17 protein-coding genes are annotated in these 17,647 nt (G+C 40.6%); 8 read left to right on the top strand and 9 right to left on the bottom strand.

What is annotated here, in order from left to right; translation table 11 throughout:
- Positions 1-17: 17 nt before the first annotated feature.
- The 4 genes from recA (at position 18) to ACEQ81_RS03470 (ending at position 3,748) form a co-directional block, all read left to right on the top strand.
- A complete protein-coding gene (recA, locus tag ACEQ81_RS03485) occupies positions 18-1,025 on the top strand; it encodes a recombinase RecA (RefSeq protein WP_411029457.1) in 1,008 nt (335 codons plus the stop codon).
- A 77-nt stretch (positions 1,026-1,102) separates the two neighbouring features.
- Positions 1,103-1,531 carry a hypothetical protein gene (locus ACEQ81_RS03480; RefSeq protein WP_411029456.1) on the top strand — a complete coding sequence of 143 codons (429 nt, stop codon included), beginning with the start codon at positions 1,103-1,105 and terminating at the stop codon, positions 1,529-1,531.
- 27 nt (positions 1,532-1,558) lie between these two features.
- On the top strand, positions 1,559-2,125 hold the full coding sequence (locus tag ACEQ81_RS03475; RefSeq protein WP_411029455.1) for an RNA polymerase sigma factor: 567 nt from the start codon (positions 1,559-1,561) through the stop codon (positions 2,123-2,125).
- Between the two features lie 69 nt (positions 2,126-2,194).
- Positions 2,195-3,748, top strand: coding sequence for an outer membrane beta-barrel protein (locus ACEQ81_RS03470; RefSeq protein WP_411029454.1), 1,554 nt, complete (start codon positions 2,195-2,197; stop codon positions 3,746-3,748).
- A gap of 70 nt (positions 3,749-3,818) precedes the next feature.
- Here ACEQ81_RS03470 and ACEQ81_RS03465 read toward each other — a convergent pair whose 3' ends face one another.
- Positions 3,819-4,565, bottom strand: coding sequence for a lysophospholipid acyltransferase family protein (locus ACEQ81_RS03465; RefSeq protein WP_411030365.1), 747 nt, complete (start codon positions 4,563-4,565; stop codon positions 3,819-3,821).
- 219 nt (positions 4,566-4,784) lie between these two features.
- On the opposite strand from ACEQ81_RS03465, the gene trpS reads away from it, so the two are divergent.
- Entirely contained in the window at positions 4,785-5,753 is a 969-nt protein-coding gene (trpS, locus tag ACEQ81_RS03460; protein ID WP_411029453.1) for a tryptophan--tRNA ligase, read from the top strand.
- Between the two features lie 301 nt (positions 5,754-6,054).
- Here trpS and dprA read toward each other — a convergent pair whose 3' ends face one another.
- On the bottom strand, positions 6,055-7,158 hold the full coding sequence (gene dprA, locus ACEQ81_RS03455) for a DNA-processing protein DprA (protein WP_411029452.1): 1,104 nt from the start codon (positions 7,156-7,158) through the stop codon (positions 6,055-6,057).
- A gap of 104 nt (positions 7,159-7,262) precedes the next feature.
- Here dprA and ACEQ81_RS03450 point away from each other — a divergent pair, with 104 nt between their 5' ends.
- Both ACEQ81_RS03450 and ACEQ81_RS03445 read left to right on the top strand, forming a co-directional pair.
- A complete protein-coding gene (locus tag ACEQ81_RS03450; RefSeq protein WP_411029451.1) occupies positions 7,263-8,204 on the top strand; it encodes an SPOR domain-containing protein in 942 nt (313 codons plus the stop codon).
- Positions 8,205-8,264: 60 nt separating this feature from the next.
- On the top strand, positions 8,265-8,777 hold the full coding sequence (locus ACEQ81_RS03445) for an acyl-CoA thioesterase (protein ID WP_411029450.1): 513 nt from the start codon (positions 8,265-8,267) through the stop codon (positions 8,775-8,777).
- A gap of 12 nt (positions 8,778-8,789) precedes the next feature.
- Here the strand turns inward: ACEQ81_RS03445 and ACEQ81_RS03440 are convergent, their stop codons facing one another.
- From ACEQ81_RS03440 to ACEQ81_RS03410, 7 genes are read right to left on the bottom strand one after another with little or no spacing between them, the layout of a single operon-like run.
- The gene (locus tag ACEQ81_RS03440; RefSeq protein WP_411029449.1) at positions 8,790-9,626 is read right to left on the bottom strand and encodes an aldo/keto reductase; all 837 of its coding nucleotides are present in this window, start codon (positions 9,624-9,626) and stop codon (positions 8,790-8,792) included.
- A 13-nt stretch (positions 9,627-9,639) separates the two neighbouring features.
- Positions 9,640-10,869, bottom strand: a complete 1,230-nt coding sequence (locus ACEQ81_RS03435) for a murein hydrolase activator EnvC family protein (protein ID WP_411029448.1) — start codon at positions 10,867-10,869, stop codon at positions 9,640-9,642.
- Between the two features lies 1 nt (position 10,870).
- A complete protein-coding gene (locus ACEQ81_RS03430) occupies positions 10,871-11,659 on the bottom strand; it encodes a DUF4292 domain-containing protein (RefSeq protein WP_411029447.1) in 789 nt (262 codons plus the stop codon).
- A 1-nt stretch (position 11,660) separates the two neighbouring features.
- Positions 11,661-12,581: a tetratricopeptide repeat protein gene (locus ACEQ81_RS03425; protein ID WP_411029446.1), complete on the bottom strand. Its 921-nt coding sequence runs from the start codon at positions 12,579-12,581 to the stop codon at positions 11,661-11,663.
- 47 nt (positions 12,582-12,628) lie between these two features.
- Positions 12,629-13,645, bottom strand: a complete 1,017-nt coding sequence (locus tag ACEQ81_RS03420; RefSeq protein ID WP_411029445.1) for a sugar phosphate nucleotidyltransferase — start codon at positions 13,643-13,645, stop codon at positions 12,629-12,631.
- A 38-nt stretch (positions 13,646-13,683) separates the two neighbouring features.
- Positions 13,684-14,118 (bottom strand): dUTP diphosphatase, encoded by a 435-nt coding sequence (gene dut, locus ACEQ81_RS03415; protein ID WP_411029444.1) that lies wholly within the window; start codon positions 14,116-14,118, stop codon positions 13,684-13,686.
- Positions 14,115-15,575 carry a lipopolysaccharide biosynthesis protein gene (locus tag ACEQ81_RS03410; RefSeq protein ID WP_411029443.1) on the bottom strand — a complete coding sequence of 487 codons (1,461 nt, stop codon included), beginning with the start codon at positions 15,573-15,575 and terminating at the stop codon, positions 14,115-14,117. Before ACEQ81_RS03410 ends, dut begins: the two co-directional genes overlap by 4 nt.
- Before the next feature lie 223 nt (positions 15,576-15,798).
- Here ACEQ81_RS03410 and ACEQ81_RS03405 point away from each other — a divergent pair, with 223 nt between their 5' ends.
- Positions 15,799-17,439, top strand: a complete 1,641-nt coding sequence (locus ACEQ81_RS03405; RefSeq protein ID WP_411029442.1) for a sulfatase — start codon at positions 15,799-15,801, stop codon at positions 17,437-17,439.
- The last annotated feature ends 208 nt before the right edge of the window (positions 17,440-17,647 follow it).

The following is a 17,647-nucleotide window of genomic DNA, read 5'->3' as shown; positions in this document are numbered from 1 at the left end:
CCCTAAAATGGTATAAAATGAGTTCGGAAAAAGATGCAAAATTAAAAGCGCTTAAGCTTACGTTGGATAAACTGGATAAAACCTATGGCAAGGGGGCCGTAATGAAATTGGGCGATAGCGTAGTTGAAGATGTGGAGGTTATTCCTTCCGGTTCATTGGGCTTGGACATAGCCTTAGGCGTAGGCGGATACCCTAGAGGACGTGTCATAGAAATTTATGGTCCGGAATCCTCTGGTAAAACTACACTTACCTTGCATGCCATTGCCGAGGCTCAAAAAAATGGCGGTATTGCCGCCTTCATTGATGCCGAACATGCCTTTGACCGTTTTTATGCCGAAAAACTAGGTGTTGACATTGACAATTTGATTATTTCACAGCCCGATAATGGAGAACAAGCCCTGGAAATAGCTGACAACCTAATCCGATCTGGCGCCATAGACATAGTAATTATAGATTCTGTTGCCGCACTTACCCCTAAAAGTGAAATAGAAGGGGAAATGGGCGATTCCAAAATGGGTCTGCATGCAAGACTAATGTCCCAGGCATTAAGGAAACTGACAGGTTCTATCAGCAAAACGCACTGTACGGTGATTTTTATAAATCAATTGCGAGAAAAAATAGGGGTAATGTTCGGTAATCCGGAAACCACTACCGGTGGAAATGCCCTTAAATTTTATGCCTCCGTACGTCTAGACATAAGAAGGTCTACCCAAATAAAAGATACGGACGGTGGTGTACAAGGAAACAAGACCAGGGTAAAAGTGGTAAAGAACAAGGTTGCCCCGCCATTTAGAACTGCCGAATTTGATATAATGTACGGCGAAGGAATTTCCAAAGTTGGTGAAATCCTAGATCTTGGCGTGGAGTATGAAATTGTTAAGAAAAGTGGCTCTTGGTTCAGCTATGGCGACACCAAACTTGGGCAGGGCAGGGATGCCGTTAAAGCTTTAATGCAAGACAACCCAGAACTATCCGAAGAGCTGGAGGCCAAAATTAAAGAAGCCATAAGTGCTGTTAAGAGCTAGAAAAATATAGCGTTCTGCTCTAAAAACGCAACCTTTATCTTTATCTAACATCTTAAAAGAAAAAATTCTAGATGGTTATGAAGAGGATTCTTTTGTTTGCGTTAGTTGTTTTGACCTTATTTGCATTTAGTTCTTGCAATTTAGATGACGATGGTCCAAACTTTAATTTTGTGGCCCTACGGGTCTTGAGTGCGGAAGTCCCGGATGCTTTCGATCTCAATGAGACTCATAAAATAACGGTCACGTACTCACTACCCGATGGTTGTACCACCTTTCGGGGTTTCGAAATTGACAACCCGGATACTACTACTAGAAATGTTGTTGTTATCGGTTCTCAAAGGACTGATTTGGTCTGTACACAGTTGACCGACACAGTTGAAGCTTCCTTTGATTTTACCGTACTGTTTTCCGATACCTACCTTTTCCGCTTTTGGACGGGGGAAGATGAAAACGGTGAACAACAGTATCTAGAGATTGAAGTGCCGGTAAACGACCCCACCAATTAAATAAACCATAATCTAACCAACAATAATTTGAGTCTAGAAGAACTCATAAACAGTTGCCAAAAGGGCAATAGAAAAGCACAGGAACAGCTATACCGACGATATTCGAGTATACTGTTCGGTATATGCCTTAAATATTCGCGCAACAAAACGGAGGCCGAGGATAACCTTCACGACAGTTTTATGACCATCTTCGACAAAATAGACCAGTTTAAATTCAAAGGTTCTTTTGAAGGATGGATAAAACGGATAACAGTAAACACTGTGCTCCAAAAATATAGAAAAGAAGATCCTTTGACTCTAGTTTCCGAAAACATTCAGGAAGAATCCGAGGTAGACTCGGAATTCCAAGAGATTAGTCTGGCCACCTTGCTTGGTTATATTCAGGAATTACCAAACAAATACCGCCTAACCTTTAATTTATATGTTTTGGATGGGCATTCACATAAGGAAATTGGTGAGCTGTTAGGCACCTCCTTAGGTACCTCCAAATCCAATCTTGCTAGAGCCAGAACAATTTTGAGGGAAAAAATAGAAAACGACAGAACCAAGGTCATTGTAGGCATGCTCATCTTTTTTTTAGGTGGAATTGTTTAACAGTTACCGATAGATATAGAATTATATGAACGCACATAAAAAAATAAACATTGCATAATTCATTGCAGTATGAGTGAAAAGAAAATAGATAATTTGTTTCAAAGGAAGTTTAAGGACTTCGATGAACTTCCCAACGAAAAAGTATGGAAGGCCATTGAAGCCTCTTTGGACAAAAAGGAAAAAAACCGAAAGGTTATCCCCATATGGTGGAAACTTGGCGGTGTGGCTGCGTTATTGGCCATCGTATTTTATGTATTTAACCCCTTGGGTGACCAAGGTACGGTTGATGCTGTAATTACGGACACAGAAAATAACCATTCCCCCGAGTCTCAAGAAGGGGAAACACAGAAGGAAGATAATTTTATCTTATCGGATAAGGACACCGAAAAAGTGGCCGATGCTCCAAAGAGCAAGGCCTTGGACAACCAAACCAAAAATCAGGATAACGACCGCACGCACAAAAAAAATACGCCCTCCTTTTCGGTAAATGACGAAAAGAAAATAGCCGATTCCAAAAAGAATATGGATAAGGGCAGCTCAAAAATTGGGAAAGAAAAAACAAATCAAGAAACCACACAAGTTGCAGCAGTTAGCACAACGGATATTTTGGAAAAGGAAGCACGGCAAGCACCTAACAAACCAGATACAAACCAACTATTGGAAAACCGCGATGCCGATGTAACCGATGTTGATATTACCAAAACCGAAAAGGCCATAGAATTGGAAAAGGTAGTTGATGAGGCGGGGTTTAAGGAAAAAAACAAAGATGCCGTTGCAGAAAACACCGTTGCCGAACCCGAAAAAACAACGGAACTATTGGAAGAGAATAACAAAAAATCAATTTTTGAAGCCATTGCCGAGCAAGAGGAGGAAATTATTGTTGCCGAAAACGGATCGGGCAAATGGTCCGTTGGCCCAAGTGTTGCGCCTGTATATTTTGATTCTTTTGGGGAAGGTTCTCCAATTCATTCCAACTTTGCGTCCAACTCAAAGTCGGGTAATGTTAATTTTAGTTATGGTCTGTCCGTGGCTTATAATGTTAGTAAACGATTAAGTGTGCGTACCGGGGTACATAAGGTAGATTATGGGTACGATACCAATGAAATAGTTTTCTCTTCATCCATAGATGCCTCTACCAGTGACGTTATTGATAATATCAATTATGCCGCCAGTTCTAGAAATCTTGTTGTTCAGAGCAAAACGGAGAAACAGCCAGCTTCGCAGGCAGCAATATTCGAATTTGATGCTGCAGCACCTTCCCTGGATGGAAGAATGGTACAAGAATTTGGGTATTTGGAGGTTCCTTTGGAGCTTAATTATGCCCTAGTGGACAAAAAGGTTGGGGTTAACCTCATTGGAGGGGTAAGTTCCTTATTCCTAGTAGATAACTCCATTGCCCTTATTTCTGATGGCCTTGCCACAGATGTAGGAGAGGCCAACAACCTCAACAGTGTAAACTTTAGCACTAATGTGGGTGTTGGAATAAATTACAAATTTGCACCAAAAGTGCAATTAAACTTAGAACCTGTATTTAAATATCAGTTAAATACTTTTTCCGATACCGCCGGAGATTTTAGACCGTTTTCGGTAGGTATTTATAGTGGCCTTAATTTTAAGTTTTAAGATGTTGGTTAGGTTAGTTGTTGCTAACGCGGCAACGCCTTAAACGCCCTGCTACTCAGCAGGGCGTTTTTTATTGTCCAAGATCTGCTTTAAGCTCATTAAGAATTACCGTTCTTACCGCCTCGCGAAGTTTTGGTTTATCTTCTTCCACAAGCTTATCGGTTTCAAAGAACGGAAGTACCTTTGCCCTTACCTTGCCTGGCCCCCCACTAAAAAAAGTAAAAGAAAAACGCTTTTTGTTGTCATAAAAAGTAATGGGCACTACTGGTATTTTATGGGCAATGGTCATTTTGAAGGCTCCGTCCTTAAATTCATCCAACAAGATATGCTCCTCTGGAACGCCCCCCTCCGGAAAAATACAAATGCTTAACCCTTGGCCCAATCTTCTTTTGGCACGTATATAAACGCCTGTTCTACTTCCACTATCTTCCCGATCTACCATGATGCATACCCTTTTATAAAAGAACCCGAACAAGGGGATTTTTACCAGCTCTTTTTTGCCAACAAAAACAAAGGGGTTTTTACTCACCCTAAGCATCATCATAATATCTAACATACTGGTATGGTTGGCCACCAACATATAACTCTTCCCTTTTTCCATTTTACCCTCCCGAGTAATTTTAGGAAAACAACCCATGCCATATAAAATAGGTGCGGCCCATAAATTACGGGCAAGCCAAAAAAACTGTCGATACCACTTTTCCGAAAGGGTGGATACCAATAACAGCGGGAAAAACAAAAGTATGGGTACCGTTACCAACACATAAAACCAAATGCGGTATAACGTATGTCCAATTTTTCTGAAAAAGGAAAGCATGGAGCCAAAAGTAGCGATTTTCGAGAGTATTTTTTGGGGCATTTTTAATGCTTCACCCATATTTTACATTATCATTGTGACATATTTATGCGGAAACCCATGTAATATGGCACTTTATAAGAAAATACTTTTTGGTATATTAAGTTGATATTTTACCTTGCGCGGGTAACGGCTATTAGGTCATTTCTGTTACCTTTGTTTTTATTTTAATCTCTTCAAATGGCAAGAATCCTTACCGGTATACAAAGCACAGGCATCCCACATTTGGGAAACATTTTGGGCGCTATAGCTCCAGCGATAAAAATGGCCCAGGATCCGAAGAACGAGTCTTTTTTGTTTATTGCGGATATGCATTCGCTAACTCAAATAAAAAATGGGGAAGAACTGCGTAACAACACCTATGCCACTGCGGCGACATGGCTAGCTTTTGGTTTGGACATTGATAAAACGGTTTTTTATAGGCAAAGCGATGTTCCCCAAGTAACGGAGCTTGCTTGGTATCTAAGCTGTTTCTTCCCTTATCAGCGATTAACACTTGCGCACTCCTTTAAGGACAAGGCAGATCGTTTGGAAGATGTAAATGCCGGACTTTTTAACTATCCTATGCTAATGGCAGCGGATATTTTGCTTTACGATGCCCATATTGTTCCCGTAGGTAAAGATCAACTTCAACATTTGGAAATGACCCGAGATGTAGCATCGCGTTTTCATGCACAGATGGGAGAGACCTTTGTGCTGCCGGAGGCAAAAGTACAAGATGATACCATGTACGTGCCAGGAACAGATGGAGCTAAAATGAGCAAAAGCAAGGGCAATATCATCGATATCTTTCAATCTGATAAAAAACTCCGCAAACAGATTATGGGCATTGTTACGGACAGTACTCCCATGGAAGATCCCAAAGACCCGGATACCGATAATGTATTTGCACTTTACAAAATATTGGGGACCGAGACACAGATCTCCGAAATGCGTACTAATTATTTAAATGGAAACTATGGTTATGGACATGCCAAACAGGCTCTTTATGATCTTATTGTAGAAAAGTATGCCGACGCCAGAACCAAGTTTGATTATTATATGAACCATTTGGAAGAAATTGACGAGGCCTTGGAGAAAGGGGCCAACAAGGCAAAAAAAGTGGCAAACGAAGTACTGCTCCGTGTACGGGGGAAGGTGGGGTATTAGTTTATCGATATCTTACCTACCAAGTTATTTCTCTAAGATAGGTCCTTTCCTTAGGTTTGTTTCTGAATACAAGCCAGGAAATTGGCATATTTCTTGGTTAAACCACCTACAAAACCTTTAGCCATCAATCTATGCGCAAAAAATGGCAAAACAAACCACTTGGTCGGTTTTTACTTTTAATTTCTATTGATAATTTCCACAAAATTGGCGTTAAAAAGGTATTTCATCGATAAAATGCCCTGTATACTAAACCAAAACACGATAAAAAATCTCCATACCGACCACTAGGTTTGTAAAAAAATTAGATGGCTTCGAAGAATTTTCCGGGCAAAGGCCTAATCATCCCCTTCATTTCCAGGTTAAGTAAGGTAGAAGAAGTCTTAAAGATAGGAAGCTTGCATTCCAAGGCAATACTATCTAAAAGTTGTTTCCCTTTTTGCTGAAGATAGTCGTAAATCGCTTTTTCGGTTTCATCCATGGGAACAAACAATTGTTTTTGTACTGCTTTCCCCTCTTTTTGATCAATTTGCCAATTCAACATATAAATGAGATCCGCGGCCGAGGTTAGCATATGTGCTTTTTGTTGTTTTATCAAATTATTACAGCCCATGCTATATTTATCCTGGGCACGCCCAGGCACCGCAAAGACGTCCTTGTTATAGCTATGGGCAATATCCGCTGTAACCAGACTACCCCCTTTTTCTGCAGATTCTATTACCACGGTGGCCTCGCTCATCCCTGCAATGATGCGGTTACGTTTAAGAAAATTTTCGCGTTCGGGGGTGCTGGTACTCCAAAACTCGGTTAAGAACCCACCATGCCGCTCTACCTCTGCAATATACCTTGCATGCGTCTTTGGATACATCTGGTTTAGGCCGTGCGCCAAGCATCCTATCGTTTGTAAACCATGTTTTACCGCGGCTTTTTGTATACAGATATCCACGCCATACGCAAAACCGCTTACAATGATGGGGTCCAAGGGAGCAATATCGGCTATAAATGCTTCACAGAATGCCTTCCCATAATTGGTGATGTTTCTTGTACCCACAATACTAATGATACGCTGAGGCTTTAAGGCAATGTTACCTCTTCTAAAGAGCAAAATAGGGCCATCTAAGCAATGTTTTAGATAATTTGGGTAGTCGTGGTCCATAAAATAGGTACAGGCTATCTGGCGGTCTCTAATGTAGCGTAGTTCTGCCTTGGCCTGCTCTAAATAAACCGTGTTCTGCAAATGCTTTACAGTAAGTGTACCAATACCGTCTATTTTTAGTAGGTGCTGCACTTTATCCTCAAAAACTGCCGTTGGGCTACCACAATGGGCAATGAGCTTTTTGGCGGTAATATCGCCGATATTGGGAACGTTTTGCAATCTAAGAATTGCAATTAACTCATTATCAGTCATTTAAATCGTAGGTTAAGTTGTTGACAAAATAAATAAAATATAATGTTAATAAAAAGTTATGCCCTGAGTTTCGAACTTTTGTATTTTTTATAATCTTTGTTCTGATGGGAGTAGACTTTTATATAGGAGAATTACTGTATCGTTACAATTGTGTGGTGGTACCAGAGTTTGGGGCATTTTTAACCCAAATGAAATCGGCGATTATCAATAAAAGCACCCATAGTTTTTACCCTCCCAGCAAGGAACTTTCGTTTAATCAACAATTGTCCTCCAATGATGGTCTGTTGGTTTCCTATATAGCCGATGCAGAAAATACAACGTACGAGGAGACACTTCAAAAGCTGAACAAAATTGTAAAAAACTGGAAGAGACAGCTGCGGACGGAAAAACTGTTGTTGCCCAATATTGGGGAGTTATCCTTGAGCAAGGAGGGAAACATTCAATTTCAACCTTCCTATCAGGTAAATTACCTTACTTCTTCCTATGGGCTTTCCTCTTTTGTTTCGATTCCGGTATCCAGGGAAGTTTTGAAAGAAGAGGTGGTAACGCTCGAAGAGAAAATTCCGTTCATCATTACCACTGAGCAAAGGGAAAGGACTTCTTTTAGACCTTATCTTAAATATGCAGCTATTCTTCTTTTGGCATTTGCCACAGGACTTAGTGGTTACCGTTTATATGATCAAAACGCTACTTCGCAACAAATTGCAGTGGAAGAAGCCCAGGTTCAGGTTTCCAGAAACATTCAGGAAGCTACCTTTTTTAACACCACTCCTTTGGAATTGCCCAGCCTAACGGTTAAGGTGGAAAAAAAGATAAGCGGCAGGCACCATATTATTGCCGGGGCTTTCAGGGTTTCGGAAAATGCCGATAAAAAAGTTCGTCAATTAAAAAGAAGAGGATTTAATGCCTCCAATCTTGGGGCCAATAAATACGGCCTGCATCAGGTTTCATTTGCAAGTTTTGACGATGCCACAGAGGCCTTGGAGTTTCTGAGGAAGATAAAACGAACAGAATCTAGCGAAGCTTGGCTTCTTTCCCTAAAATAATTTATCACTACTTCTTTAATTTAGATTTTAACGGATGTATCTTTGCGCAAATTCCAAGAAATGCGGTCAAAGACTCCTAGTGAATCCAGAACAATAATGACGGATATGGTGCTCCCAAGTGAGACCAATCCGCTTAACAACCTATTTGGCGGTGAACTTCTTGCCAGAATGGACAGGGCAGCTAGTATTGCTGCGCGTAGGCATAGTAGAAGGATTACCGTAACGGCCTCTGTAAACCATGTAGCTTTTAATAGGGCTGTTCCTCTTGGCAGTGTTGTTACTGTGGAAGCGGCAGTGTCCAGGGCTTTTAGCACCTCTATGGAGGTCTTTATTGATGTTTGGATGGAAGATCGCTTTAGCGGTGAACGTTCAAAAGCCAATGAGGCCATTTACACTTTTGTGGCCGTTGATGAAACTGGGAAACCCACCGAGGTTCCTAAATTATCCCCGGAGACCGATTTGGAAAAAGACCGGTTTGATGCTGCCTTACGAAGAAAGCAACTTAGTTTGGTGCTTGCCGGCAAGATGCAACCAAATGAGGCTACAGAGTTAAAGGCATTGTTTACCTCCTAGTCCGGATAGCTCTTAAAAATCAAAATTGTCAGGATCCGGACCTGTTCTTTCGTTCCGATCCATATTGTCCAGAACCATCATATCTTCGGATGAAATTTCAAAATCGAAAACATCTGCATTGGCCACTATACGTTCTTTTTTGGAAGATTTTGGAATAGTGATCACCCCCTTCTGCAAATCCCAGCGAAGAATCACTTGGGCAATGGATTTGTTATACTTCTGGGCCAATTCTTTAAAAATGGGAAGCCCAAATACCTTACCCTGCATAAACGGTGACCATGCTTCGTACTGAATTCCTTTGGCCCTGCAAAAATCAATCAGGTCTTGCTGAACCACGTAGGGGTGAAACTCCATTTGGTTTACCATGGGCGTAATCTTAGCGTCGGTCAACAAATCTTCGAGATGATGTTGCATAAAATTGCTGACCCCAATGGCACGTATGCGTTTCTGGTGATACAGATATTCCAGGGCACGCCATGTTTCCTTGTATTTCCCAGCAACCGGCCAATGTATGAGGTAAAGGTCTAAATAATCTAACCCAAGTCGCTTAAGACTAGCATCAAAAGCTTTTAACGTTGTATCATATCCTTGATCTGAATTCCATACTTTACTTACCACAAAAATCTCAGAACGATCAATTGGGCTCTCTGCGATTCCGCGTCCTACGCCCTCCTCATTATTGTAAATTGATGCGGTATCTATATGCCGATAACCTGCTTCCAATGCCCATTTTACGGCATCTACCACTTCTTGACCGTTTTCTGATTGATAGACCCCTAACCCAAGATAGGGCATCTCAATTCCATTATTTAGAGTGAAGGTTCCTTTTAAGTCCGTTATTGCCGTCATATGCTTGCGTGGTTTATAATTGATATACCCAATCCTCTGGATTTAAGCGAGTTGTGTCTTTATACAAATAGAATTTTAGTTGTGTCTTCCCATTAGACCGATTGGTATTTACCTCGCCCAACTCTTCTTTGGCAGCTACCCTATCGCCCTTTTTTACATACAAATTGGAAAGGTTATAGTAGGTACTTATATAGTTACCATGCTTTATTTGTACACCTTTATTGCCTCCTGGCACTGCTAGTATGGCAATTACTTCACCTTCGAACACCGCTCTGGCCTTGGCCCCCTGATCTGTTGAAATGATCACCCCATTGTTTTGATGTTTTATCCCGGGATAGACCGCATCCTTGTATACCCCAAATCCTTGACTTTTAATTCCTTTTTCCACAGGCCAGATCAGCCTTCCCTTATTAGCGGAAAAGTTGCTGGCCAAGATTTTGGCCTCCGGAGTAAGTATAAAACGATCGCTACGCGATGTTTTGCCCGCCCTTTTGTTAGAAGCGGCAATGGCATTACGGATAAGTTTCTCTATTTGTTGATCTATTTTTCGGGCTTCTTTTTTCTTTGCCTGAATTGCAGCGGCATATTTACTTTCATTTTGCCTAATTGAACTCAGTAGATTTTTTTGCGCATTCATCTCCTTCATCAGCTCTCTTTTGGCCGACTGGTTTTCTACAATTAGGCGATCCTTTATCTTGCGCTGATCTGTTAGTTCCCTATTTAGTGTTGTAAGCTCGCTGGTTTTGGTTACAATCTGCTCTCCTTGTTCCTTCCGATATTTGGTATACTGCTTCATGTACTGAAGACGTTTAAAAGCCTGAAAAAAGTTCTCGGAAGACAATAAGAACATTAATCTACTCTGTTGCGATCTGTTTGCATAGGATTTCTGTATTAATATGCCGTATTCTTCCTTTAGAAGTTTTAAGTCTGCCCTTAATTTTCCAATGTTTCGGATATTGGAATTGATCTGACGGTTTAGAAGATTGGATTGCTGATTGGTGACCCGGATCAATTGTTGCCGTACGTTGATCTTTTTGTCCAAGGACTCCATTTGATCTAGCACATTGCCCTTTTCTTTCTTTTCGGCAAACAAAAGACGGTTTATATCCTGTATTTCTTTTTGAAGCCTTTCCCTTTTTGCCTCCAAAGCCTTCTGCTCATTTGTTTGAGCATGGCCTGTTACCTGTGCTAAAAATAGCGTAACAAGCAGCAAACAAATATGATAGGAAAACTTAGCTCTCATCTTACTTCAACACAATTTCTTTAAAACCTTTCGGTATTTTATATGGAAAATTCAATGGTTTGTTAAACTCAATATTTTTATATTGAATGCCTATAGTGTTCTTCTTATCCTTATCTATGGCCACAATACTAATGTCATTGGGCAAAACACGGCCGTTGATTTCTTGATAGTTTTTATATGCAATTTCTAACAACCTTTGCTCCCAGGGCTGGGAAAGTTGCTGACCCGCCATTTTAAAATTCTTTGGCTCTATCTGAAACAATATCTTGAATAGATCTCCCGCTTTTTTGGGTTTTAACTGGTAGTTATCCCCCATTATATCTGCAAGGTATTTCTCTTCCCTTAAGTCTAAAAGTGCATCTCCCAAGAGTAGGTTTTGCACTTTTGCAAAATCTAGCTCCGTACCCAATAAATTACTGAGATAGGTAAAATCACCATCAAAATATTCGTTTTCCAATTTGTTGTAGAACGTAACCCGCTGTGGGGTTATATACGCTTTTACCAGGCCTAAGGGTGCACTTATCCAAACCGCCTTGTCTTTTTCCATCCGGAAGCTAACGTTAAAGCCCTGCGCAGATCCACCATCGGAATAATCTATCTTCATCCTTCCGCTGAGGGTCATAAATTGCATTTGGTTGTTATAGTGGCTTTTTATAATGGCTTTGGCCGATAGGTTTTCATCGACCTTGCCTTCGGAAAGTACTTTACTGGATTTACAGGAAACCACCAGCAGTATTAAAACAATAAGTGAGAACCATTTCCGCGTCCTTATCATATCACCCTTTATCATATCAAGAACCAGGTTTTATTTTACGAAGATACATATTTGCCTTGGATGTGTTTCCCAATGCCGTATAGGTTACGGACAATTCCCTGTAGATATTGTTGGCCAATTCCGGCTCGTCCAACAGATAATCCAATCCGGAAAGTAAGGCTCCTTCGGCAAGTGTATGCTTGCCATTTTTATTAAGTGCCAAACCTTGTGCATAATAAAAATAAGGCTGTGATGGAAAGCTTTCCAAAGCTTCGGCACTGATAATTTCTAAGGTCTTATAATCCTCTGAATTAATCAGTTCCATGATTTTGGATTTATATCCCGTCAAAGGACTTTCTTCTATATTTACTTTGGTTGACAAGGCAGGTTCCCTGGCGCTCTTTTCCTTTTGATCTATAGAATCTTGGATTTTTAGCGCCAATTCATTGGAAAAGGAAGTCTTTTTAATACCGTTCAGTACATTTAAGGCCGCTTTGTAATTTCCGTTACGATAATGGATCAGTGCCAAGTTTTCTTGAAACTCATTATTCTTGGAAGGAAGTTGTTCTTTTAGGCTTTCGAGGGTATTCCCCTGCTGCTGTATAATGTCTACCAAAGTATTCAAATACCACAGATTGTTGGGTTCTTCGTTAATGGCCAAAATTGCATGATCTTGTGCAAGCAGGTACTGCTTATCCGCCAAATAGGCCTTCGCCAATTCGTGATCTACTACCACATTGGCCGCTTGTATCCTTTTGCATTCCAACAACAAGTTTATGGCCTTATCGTAATTCTCAATGCCCTTTTGCTTAAGCGCCTCAAAAAAACGCTCTTGAAATTCATCGGAATAGGTCTCTAAAGAAACTTCGGCACTTTCCTCAATTTCTTGCGCAAGAAGCTGCATGGGTATCCCCAATAGCACCAGACAAGTAAATAGCAGGCACAAAATTGTTTTCATGTTTAGAGCCTTTTCAATGATTTTATTATCCTCAATCACCACAATAATTATTCCACTACCGAATAGTCCCCAATATTGATCGTATCAAAGTTACCGTTAAAGATTACATGATTACCTATCATGGCATTGTCCAAATCGGCGTTATGTATTTTACTCTGATTTTGTATAAGACTGTTCTTTATTGACGAATTTTCTACAACCGTGTTACTGCCAATGGAAACATTGGGGCCAATGTTACTGTTTTTAAGAACTACGTTCTCTCCAATAAAGCATGGTTCCACTATACGGGAATTTTCCATAAGTGCAGAATTATGAATCAATTGCTCCCCATCGGTCTTTAAAAAGCCCAACATTCTACTATTGGTTTCCACGGTAACATTTTTATTGCCACAATCCATCCATTCATCTACTGCACCGGTCTTAAAGATTTTACCGTTTTGCATCATTCTTTTTATGCCGTCATTGATTTGATATTCTCCGCCGTTAAGAATATTATTGTCCAGCACATATTGTAACTCATTACGGAGTACTCCTAAATCCTTAAAGTAATAGATTCCGATAACCGCCTGGTCGCTTACAAAAGTCTTCGGCTTTTCTATCAATTCGGTAATCTCTTCTCTTTCGTTCAGTTTTACAACACCGTATGCCTCGGGGTTGGTCACTTTTTTTGTCCATATTACACTATCAGCAGTCTTGTCAAGGTTAAAATCGGCCCTAATAAGCGTATCGGCATATGCGATGACCGCCGGCCCGGATAAGGACTCTTTTGCGCACATAATGGCGTGTCCGGTTCCTTTGGGGTCTAATTGTCTGTAAATACTGCATTTGGCACCAAGTTCTTTTGCCAATTTTTCTAGATCGTCTACTACATCCTGACCAAAAAAAGCAGGATCTCCAAGAATAAAGGCAATCTCCTCAATATCTTGGTCGAGGACCTTGGCAATGTCACTTACCAAACGATGCACTATTGGTTTTCCAGCAACTGGAATAAGGGGTTTGGGAACGGTGAGGGTATGGGGTCTTAACCGCGACCCTCTGCCTGCCATTGGGACTATTATTTTCATTAATTAGTGCTTTAAAATTATAGGGTTTTTAAAGATTTTTATTTTACACCAGTGCTTCCAAAGCCTCCTTCCCCCCGGACCGTTTCGGAAAGCTCCTTAACCTCTTCCCATTGGGCCCTTTCGTGTTTGGCAATTACCATTTGGGCAATACGTTCTCCCTGTTCTATGGTAAAACTGGTATTGGAAAGATTGATTAAAATTACGCCAACCTCCCCTCGATAATCCGCATCAATTGTACCGGGAGCATTAAGCACGGTAATACCTTTCTTGGCAGCCAATCCGCTTCTAGGTCTTACTTGGGCCTCATATCCTATGGGCAGCTCTATAAATAGTCCGGTCTTTACAATGGTACGCTCTAAAGGTTGTAACGTTATAGGCTCGGAAATATTGGCCCTAAGATCCATTCCTGCAGATGCCTCAGTTTCATAAAACGGAAGGGCATTGTTAGATCTATTGATTATTTTGACATTCATCTCTTTAAAAATATTTTTTTTAGTTTGTCATTTTCAAGCTTGTAAACCAAGCCCAAAAATACTAAAAGTAATACGCTCCCTACTATTAAATTACGGTTAAAGACATAAAAAGACAACACAGAAAATAGTACGGAAATTAAGAGGTAAAACAGTATTTTTCTCAGATTATAGGGTACCGGATAGTACATTCTGCCAAAAACATAGGACATCAGCATCATACTTCCATAAGCAACCAATGTGGCTATTGCAGAGGCCACGTAGCCCCATTTAGGGATAAATGCATAGTTTATAAGGATGGTAAGCACCGCGCCGATAAGCGATATGTAAGCACCGTATTTGGTTTTATCCGTTACCTTGTACCATACGGATAGATTGTGGTATATGCCCAAAAAGAAACTGGCGAGGATAATTAGCGGAACCACTTGCATGGCTTCCCAATATGCCGCGTTCGGGATTAAAAATACTTTCAGCACATCGGCGAAAACTATAACTGCCAATAATATTATGCTGCCCAGTATTACAAAATAGTTGGTAATCTGCGCATAGGCTTTCTGAGGGTTTTCCGTAGAAAAATGACTGAAGAAAAAGGGTTCTATACCCAAACGGAACGCTGTACCGAACAAAGTCATAAATAGGGCCAATTTGTAACATGCAGAATATTTTCCTATTTCGCTTTCCGCAATATCAGAAGGTAATAACTCGCTCAGAAGAACACGATCAAACACCTCGTTAATGGTAAATGCAATACCAGCCACCATAACGGGCATGGAGTATCTTATCATCTTCTTCCAAATCCTTTTATCAAAAACATAGGACGATCTAATATATACACGAGCCATTAACAAAAGTGTAATACCACTTGCAATTAGATTGGATATGAAGATGTAGGATATCTCAAAATTGGGTTTGTAAACGGCACTGAAAAGACTGTCCGGATCTGCTTGCACCAGATTGGGGAGCCCCAAAAGAAAAAATACATTGAGGCATAAATTAATAGTTACATTGGCGATTTTAATAAGGGCATATCTTGTTGGCTTCTCGTTAGCCCTAAGCCAAGCGAACGGTACCACAACCAGTGCATCCAAAGCCAGAATATATATTACATATTGTATGTATTTAGCGTCTATATTTAATGCCTCTCCCAAATTGGTTTGGAATGACAGCGTTAGGATAACAAAGACCAAGGTGGTTGTTAAAATAGAGATTAACGAGGTAGATACTACCTTCGTTTTTTCCGCTGTATTACTGTAAAACCTAAAAAAAGCCGTTTCCATTCCATAGGCCAGTATTACATTAAAAATAGCGAACCATGCAAAGATTACCGAAACCTTGCCATAGCCAGAAGTTTCCAAAACGTAAGTGTATAACGGAACCAAAAGAAAAGAAAACATTCTGGGCAACACCGTTGCCAAACCATAAATAAAGGTTTGTTTAAAAAGTTTTTTGAGCGGGTTCAACGGCATATAGACTTAGGGCCTAAAATTAGGTATTTATACCCTGTAAACAAAGCGATACCATGACCCAGCACTTGGATAAGCATACAGCGGCCCATTTCCAATCTTAAAAAACGTATGGTTTTTTGTGTCATTTTACCAAATGACCCCTGGTTGCCTCATTATTTTACTATCTTTAGTTTTACACCAATTACAAGTGATCATTTTAACCAACAACGTCCTTTTTATGAAAACAAAGCCAACCGTTCTAATAACTATTATCGCACTGCTTATAATCTGCGCCTGTGCTGAAAAAAAGGAAGCTGTATTACCAAAGGAAAGGCCCAATATTATCTTCATTATGTCCGATGACCATGCCTATCAGGCGATAAGTAACTATAGCGATCATTTGATAGAGACCCCCAATATAGATCGGATCGCGAAAGAGGGCATTACCTTTACCAACGCCAGTGTTACCAATTCTATATGCGCACCTTCCAGAGCTACCATTCTTACTGGCAAGCACACCCATATCAATGGGAAGATCGATAACATAATGCATTTTGATTCTACCCAGGTTACCTTTCCGCAATTATTTCAAAAAGCCGGATACAGTACAGCAATGTTTGGAAAGCTCCATTTTGGAAACAGTCCAAAAGGCGTAGATGAGTTTATGATCTTACCCGGACAAGGCAACTATATTAATCCAGATTTTATAACCAACAAGGGAGACACTACCATTACGGGCTATGTAACGGATATTATCACCGACCTCACCATCAATTGGTTAGACAGAAACAAGGATAGCGAAAAGCCATTTATGCTTATGTACCTTCATAAGGCCCCGCATCGTCCTTGGTGGCCAAGTCCCGAAAAATTTAAGGAGTTTGTGACCAAAAAATTCCCGGAACCAGCATCCCTTTTTGATGATTACGCCAATAGGGGCACGGCAGCCAAAACTGCGGAAATGAATTTGTTGTATGATATGATGTACAACCACGATAGCAAAATTAGGCCAGAAACCACCGCAGCCATGAAGAACTTACAACCTGTGGTGCGCGAATATCCCGACGGGTTTTACCTGCCTTACAGACGTGCAAACGAAGCGCAAAAGGCATTGTATGATCCTGTCTTGGACATCATTAACGAAGATTTTAAGAAAAATTGGCCAAACATGACCTTAGAGGAAAAAATGCGATGGAAATACCAACGCTATATGCAAGACTATTTGGCCTGTGTATCTTCTGTAGACGATAACGTGGGCAGGGTATTGGATTATCTGGATGAACATAAACTATCGGACAATACCATGGTGGTCTACACCTCTGATCAAGGTTTTTACTTGGGAGAACACGGTTGGTTCGACAAACGTTTTATTTATGATGAATCTTTTAAAACGCCATTGCTCATTAAATGGCCCAATGAAATAAAAGCCGGAATCACCAACGAGGAAATGGTACAAAATCTAGATTTTGCGCAAACTTTTTTAGAGGCTGCCCAAATAGAGGCTCCGAAAGACATGCAAGGAGAAAGTCTTATGCCCTTACTCACCGGAAACCATGAAAGCTGGACTAGAGATGCTGTATATTACCATTATTACGAATACCCTGCGGTGCATCAGGTAAAAAGACATTATGGCATTGTAACCATAGACTATAAGTTGGCCCATTTTTACTATGATATTGATGAGTGGGAGCTTTATGATCGTAAAAAGGATCCCAACGAAATGAATAATGTGTATGACGATCCGGAGTATGCGGACATTGTTGCTGCGCTAAAAACCAAATTGGCTGCATTGCGCGTAAAATACAAAGATTCCGAAGCCTTAGACCAGCACTATATTGAACTGCACAAACAACATGATATAGACTCTCCGTTGAAGAAGTAATACTCCAGATATTACAAAGAAAAAACCCTGCCGATAGCAGGGTTTTTTTTTATTTGTTTTTGTTTGGCTCCGCCCAATTGTTGAGTGCTTCGCTCTTTGCCTAATTGTTGAGTGCTTCGCTCTTTGCTATTTGGCTCCGCCCAATTGTTGAGTGCTTCGCTCTTTGCCTAATTGTTGAGTGCTTCGCTCTTTGCTATTTGGCTCCGCC

This window comes from Spongiimicrobium sp. 3-5 (assembly GCF_046557915.1).
Classification (GTDB): Bacteria; Bacteroidota; Bacteroidia; order Flavobacteriales; family Flavobacteriaceae; genus JBHEBG01.
Note: the sequence above shows the minus strand (reverse complement) of the source record. Positions and strands in the feature narration are given on the sequence as shown.

Excerpts from the sequence above, each read along its gene's own strand:
- recA (WP_411029457.1), top strand. The coding sequence starts at position 18 with ATGAGTTCGGAAAAAGATGCAAAATTAAAAGCGCTTAAGCTTACGTTG.
- ACEQ81_RS03480 (WP_411029456.1), top strand. The coding sequence starts at position 1,103 with ATGAAGAGGATTCTTTTGTTTGCGTTAGTTGTTTTGACCTTATTTGCA.
- ACEQ81_RS03470 (WP_411029454.1), top strand. The coding sequence starts at position 2,195 with ATGAGTGAAAAGAAAATAGATAATTTGTTTCAAAGGAAGTTTAAGGAC.
- ACEQ81_RS03465 (WP_411030365.1), bottom strand. The coding sequence starts at position 4,565 with ATGCTTTCCTTTTTCAGAAAAATTGGACATACGTTATACCGCATTTGG.
- trpS (WP_411029453.1), top strand. The coding sequence starts at position 4,785 with ATGGCAAGAATCCTTACCGGTATACAAAGCACAGGCATCCCACATTTG.
- dprA (WP_411029452.1), bottom strand. The coding sequence starts at position 7,158 with ATGACTGATAATGAGTTAATTGCAATTCTTAGATTGCAAAACGTTCCC.
- ACEQ81_RS03450 (WP_411029451.1), top strand. The coding sequence starts at position 7,263 with ATGGGAGTAGACTTTTATATAGGAGAATTACTGTATCGTTACAATTGT.
- ACEQ81_RS03445 (WP_411029450.1), top strand. The coding sequence starts at position 8,265 with ATGCGGTCAAAGACTCCTAGTGAATCCAGAACAATAATGACGGATATG.
- ACEQ81_RS03440 (WP_411029449.1), bottom strand. The coding sequence starts at position 9,626 with ATGACGGCAATAACGGACTTAAAAGGAACCTTCACTCTAAATAATGGA.
- ACEQ81_RS03435 (WP_411029448.1), bottom strand. The coding sequence starts at position 10,869 with ATGAGAGCTAAGTTTTCCTATCATATTTGTTTGCTGCTTGTTACGCTA.
- ACEQ81_RS03430 (WP_411029447.1), bottom strand. The coding sequence starts at position 11,659 with ATGATAAAGGGTGATATGATAAGGACGCGGAAATGGTTCTCACTTATT.
- ACEQ81_RS03425 (WP_411029446.1), bottom strand. The coding sequence starts at position 12,581 with ATGAAAACAATTTTGTGCCTGCTATTTACTTGTCTGGTGCTATTGGGG.
- ACEQ81_RS03420 (WP_411029445.1), bottom strand. The coding sequence starts at position 13,645 with ATGAAAATAATAGTCCCAATGGCAGGCAGAGGGTCGCGGTTAAGACCC.
- dut (WP_411029444.1), bottom strand. The coding sequence starts at position 14,118 with ATGAATGTCAAAATAATCAATAGATCTAACAATGCCCTTCCGTTTTAT.
- ACEQ81_RS03405 (WP_411029442.1), top strand. The coding sequence starts at position 15,799 with ATGAAAACAAAGCCAACCGTTCTAATAACTATTATCGCACTGCTTATA.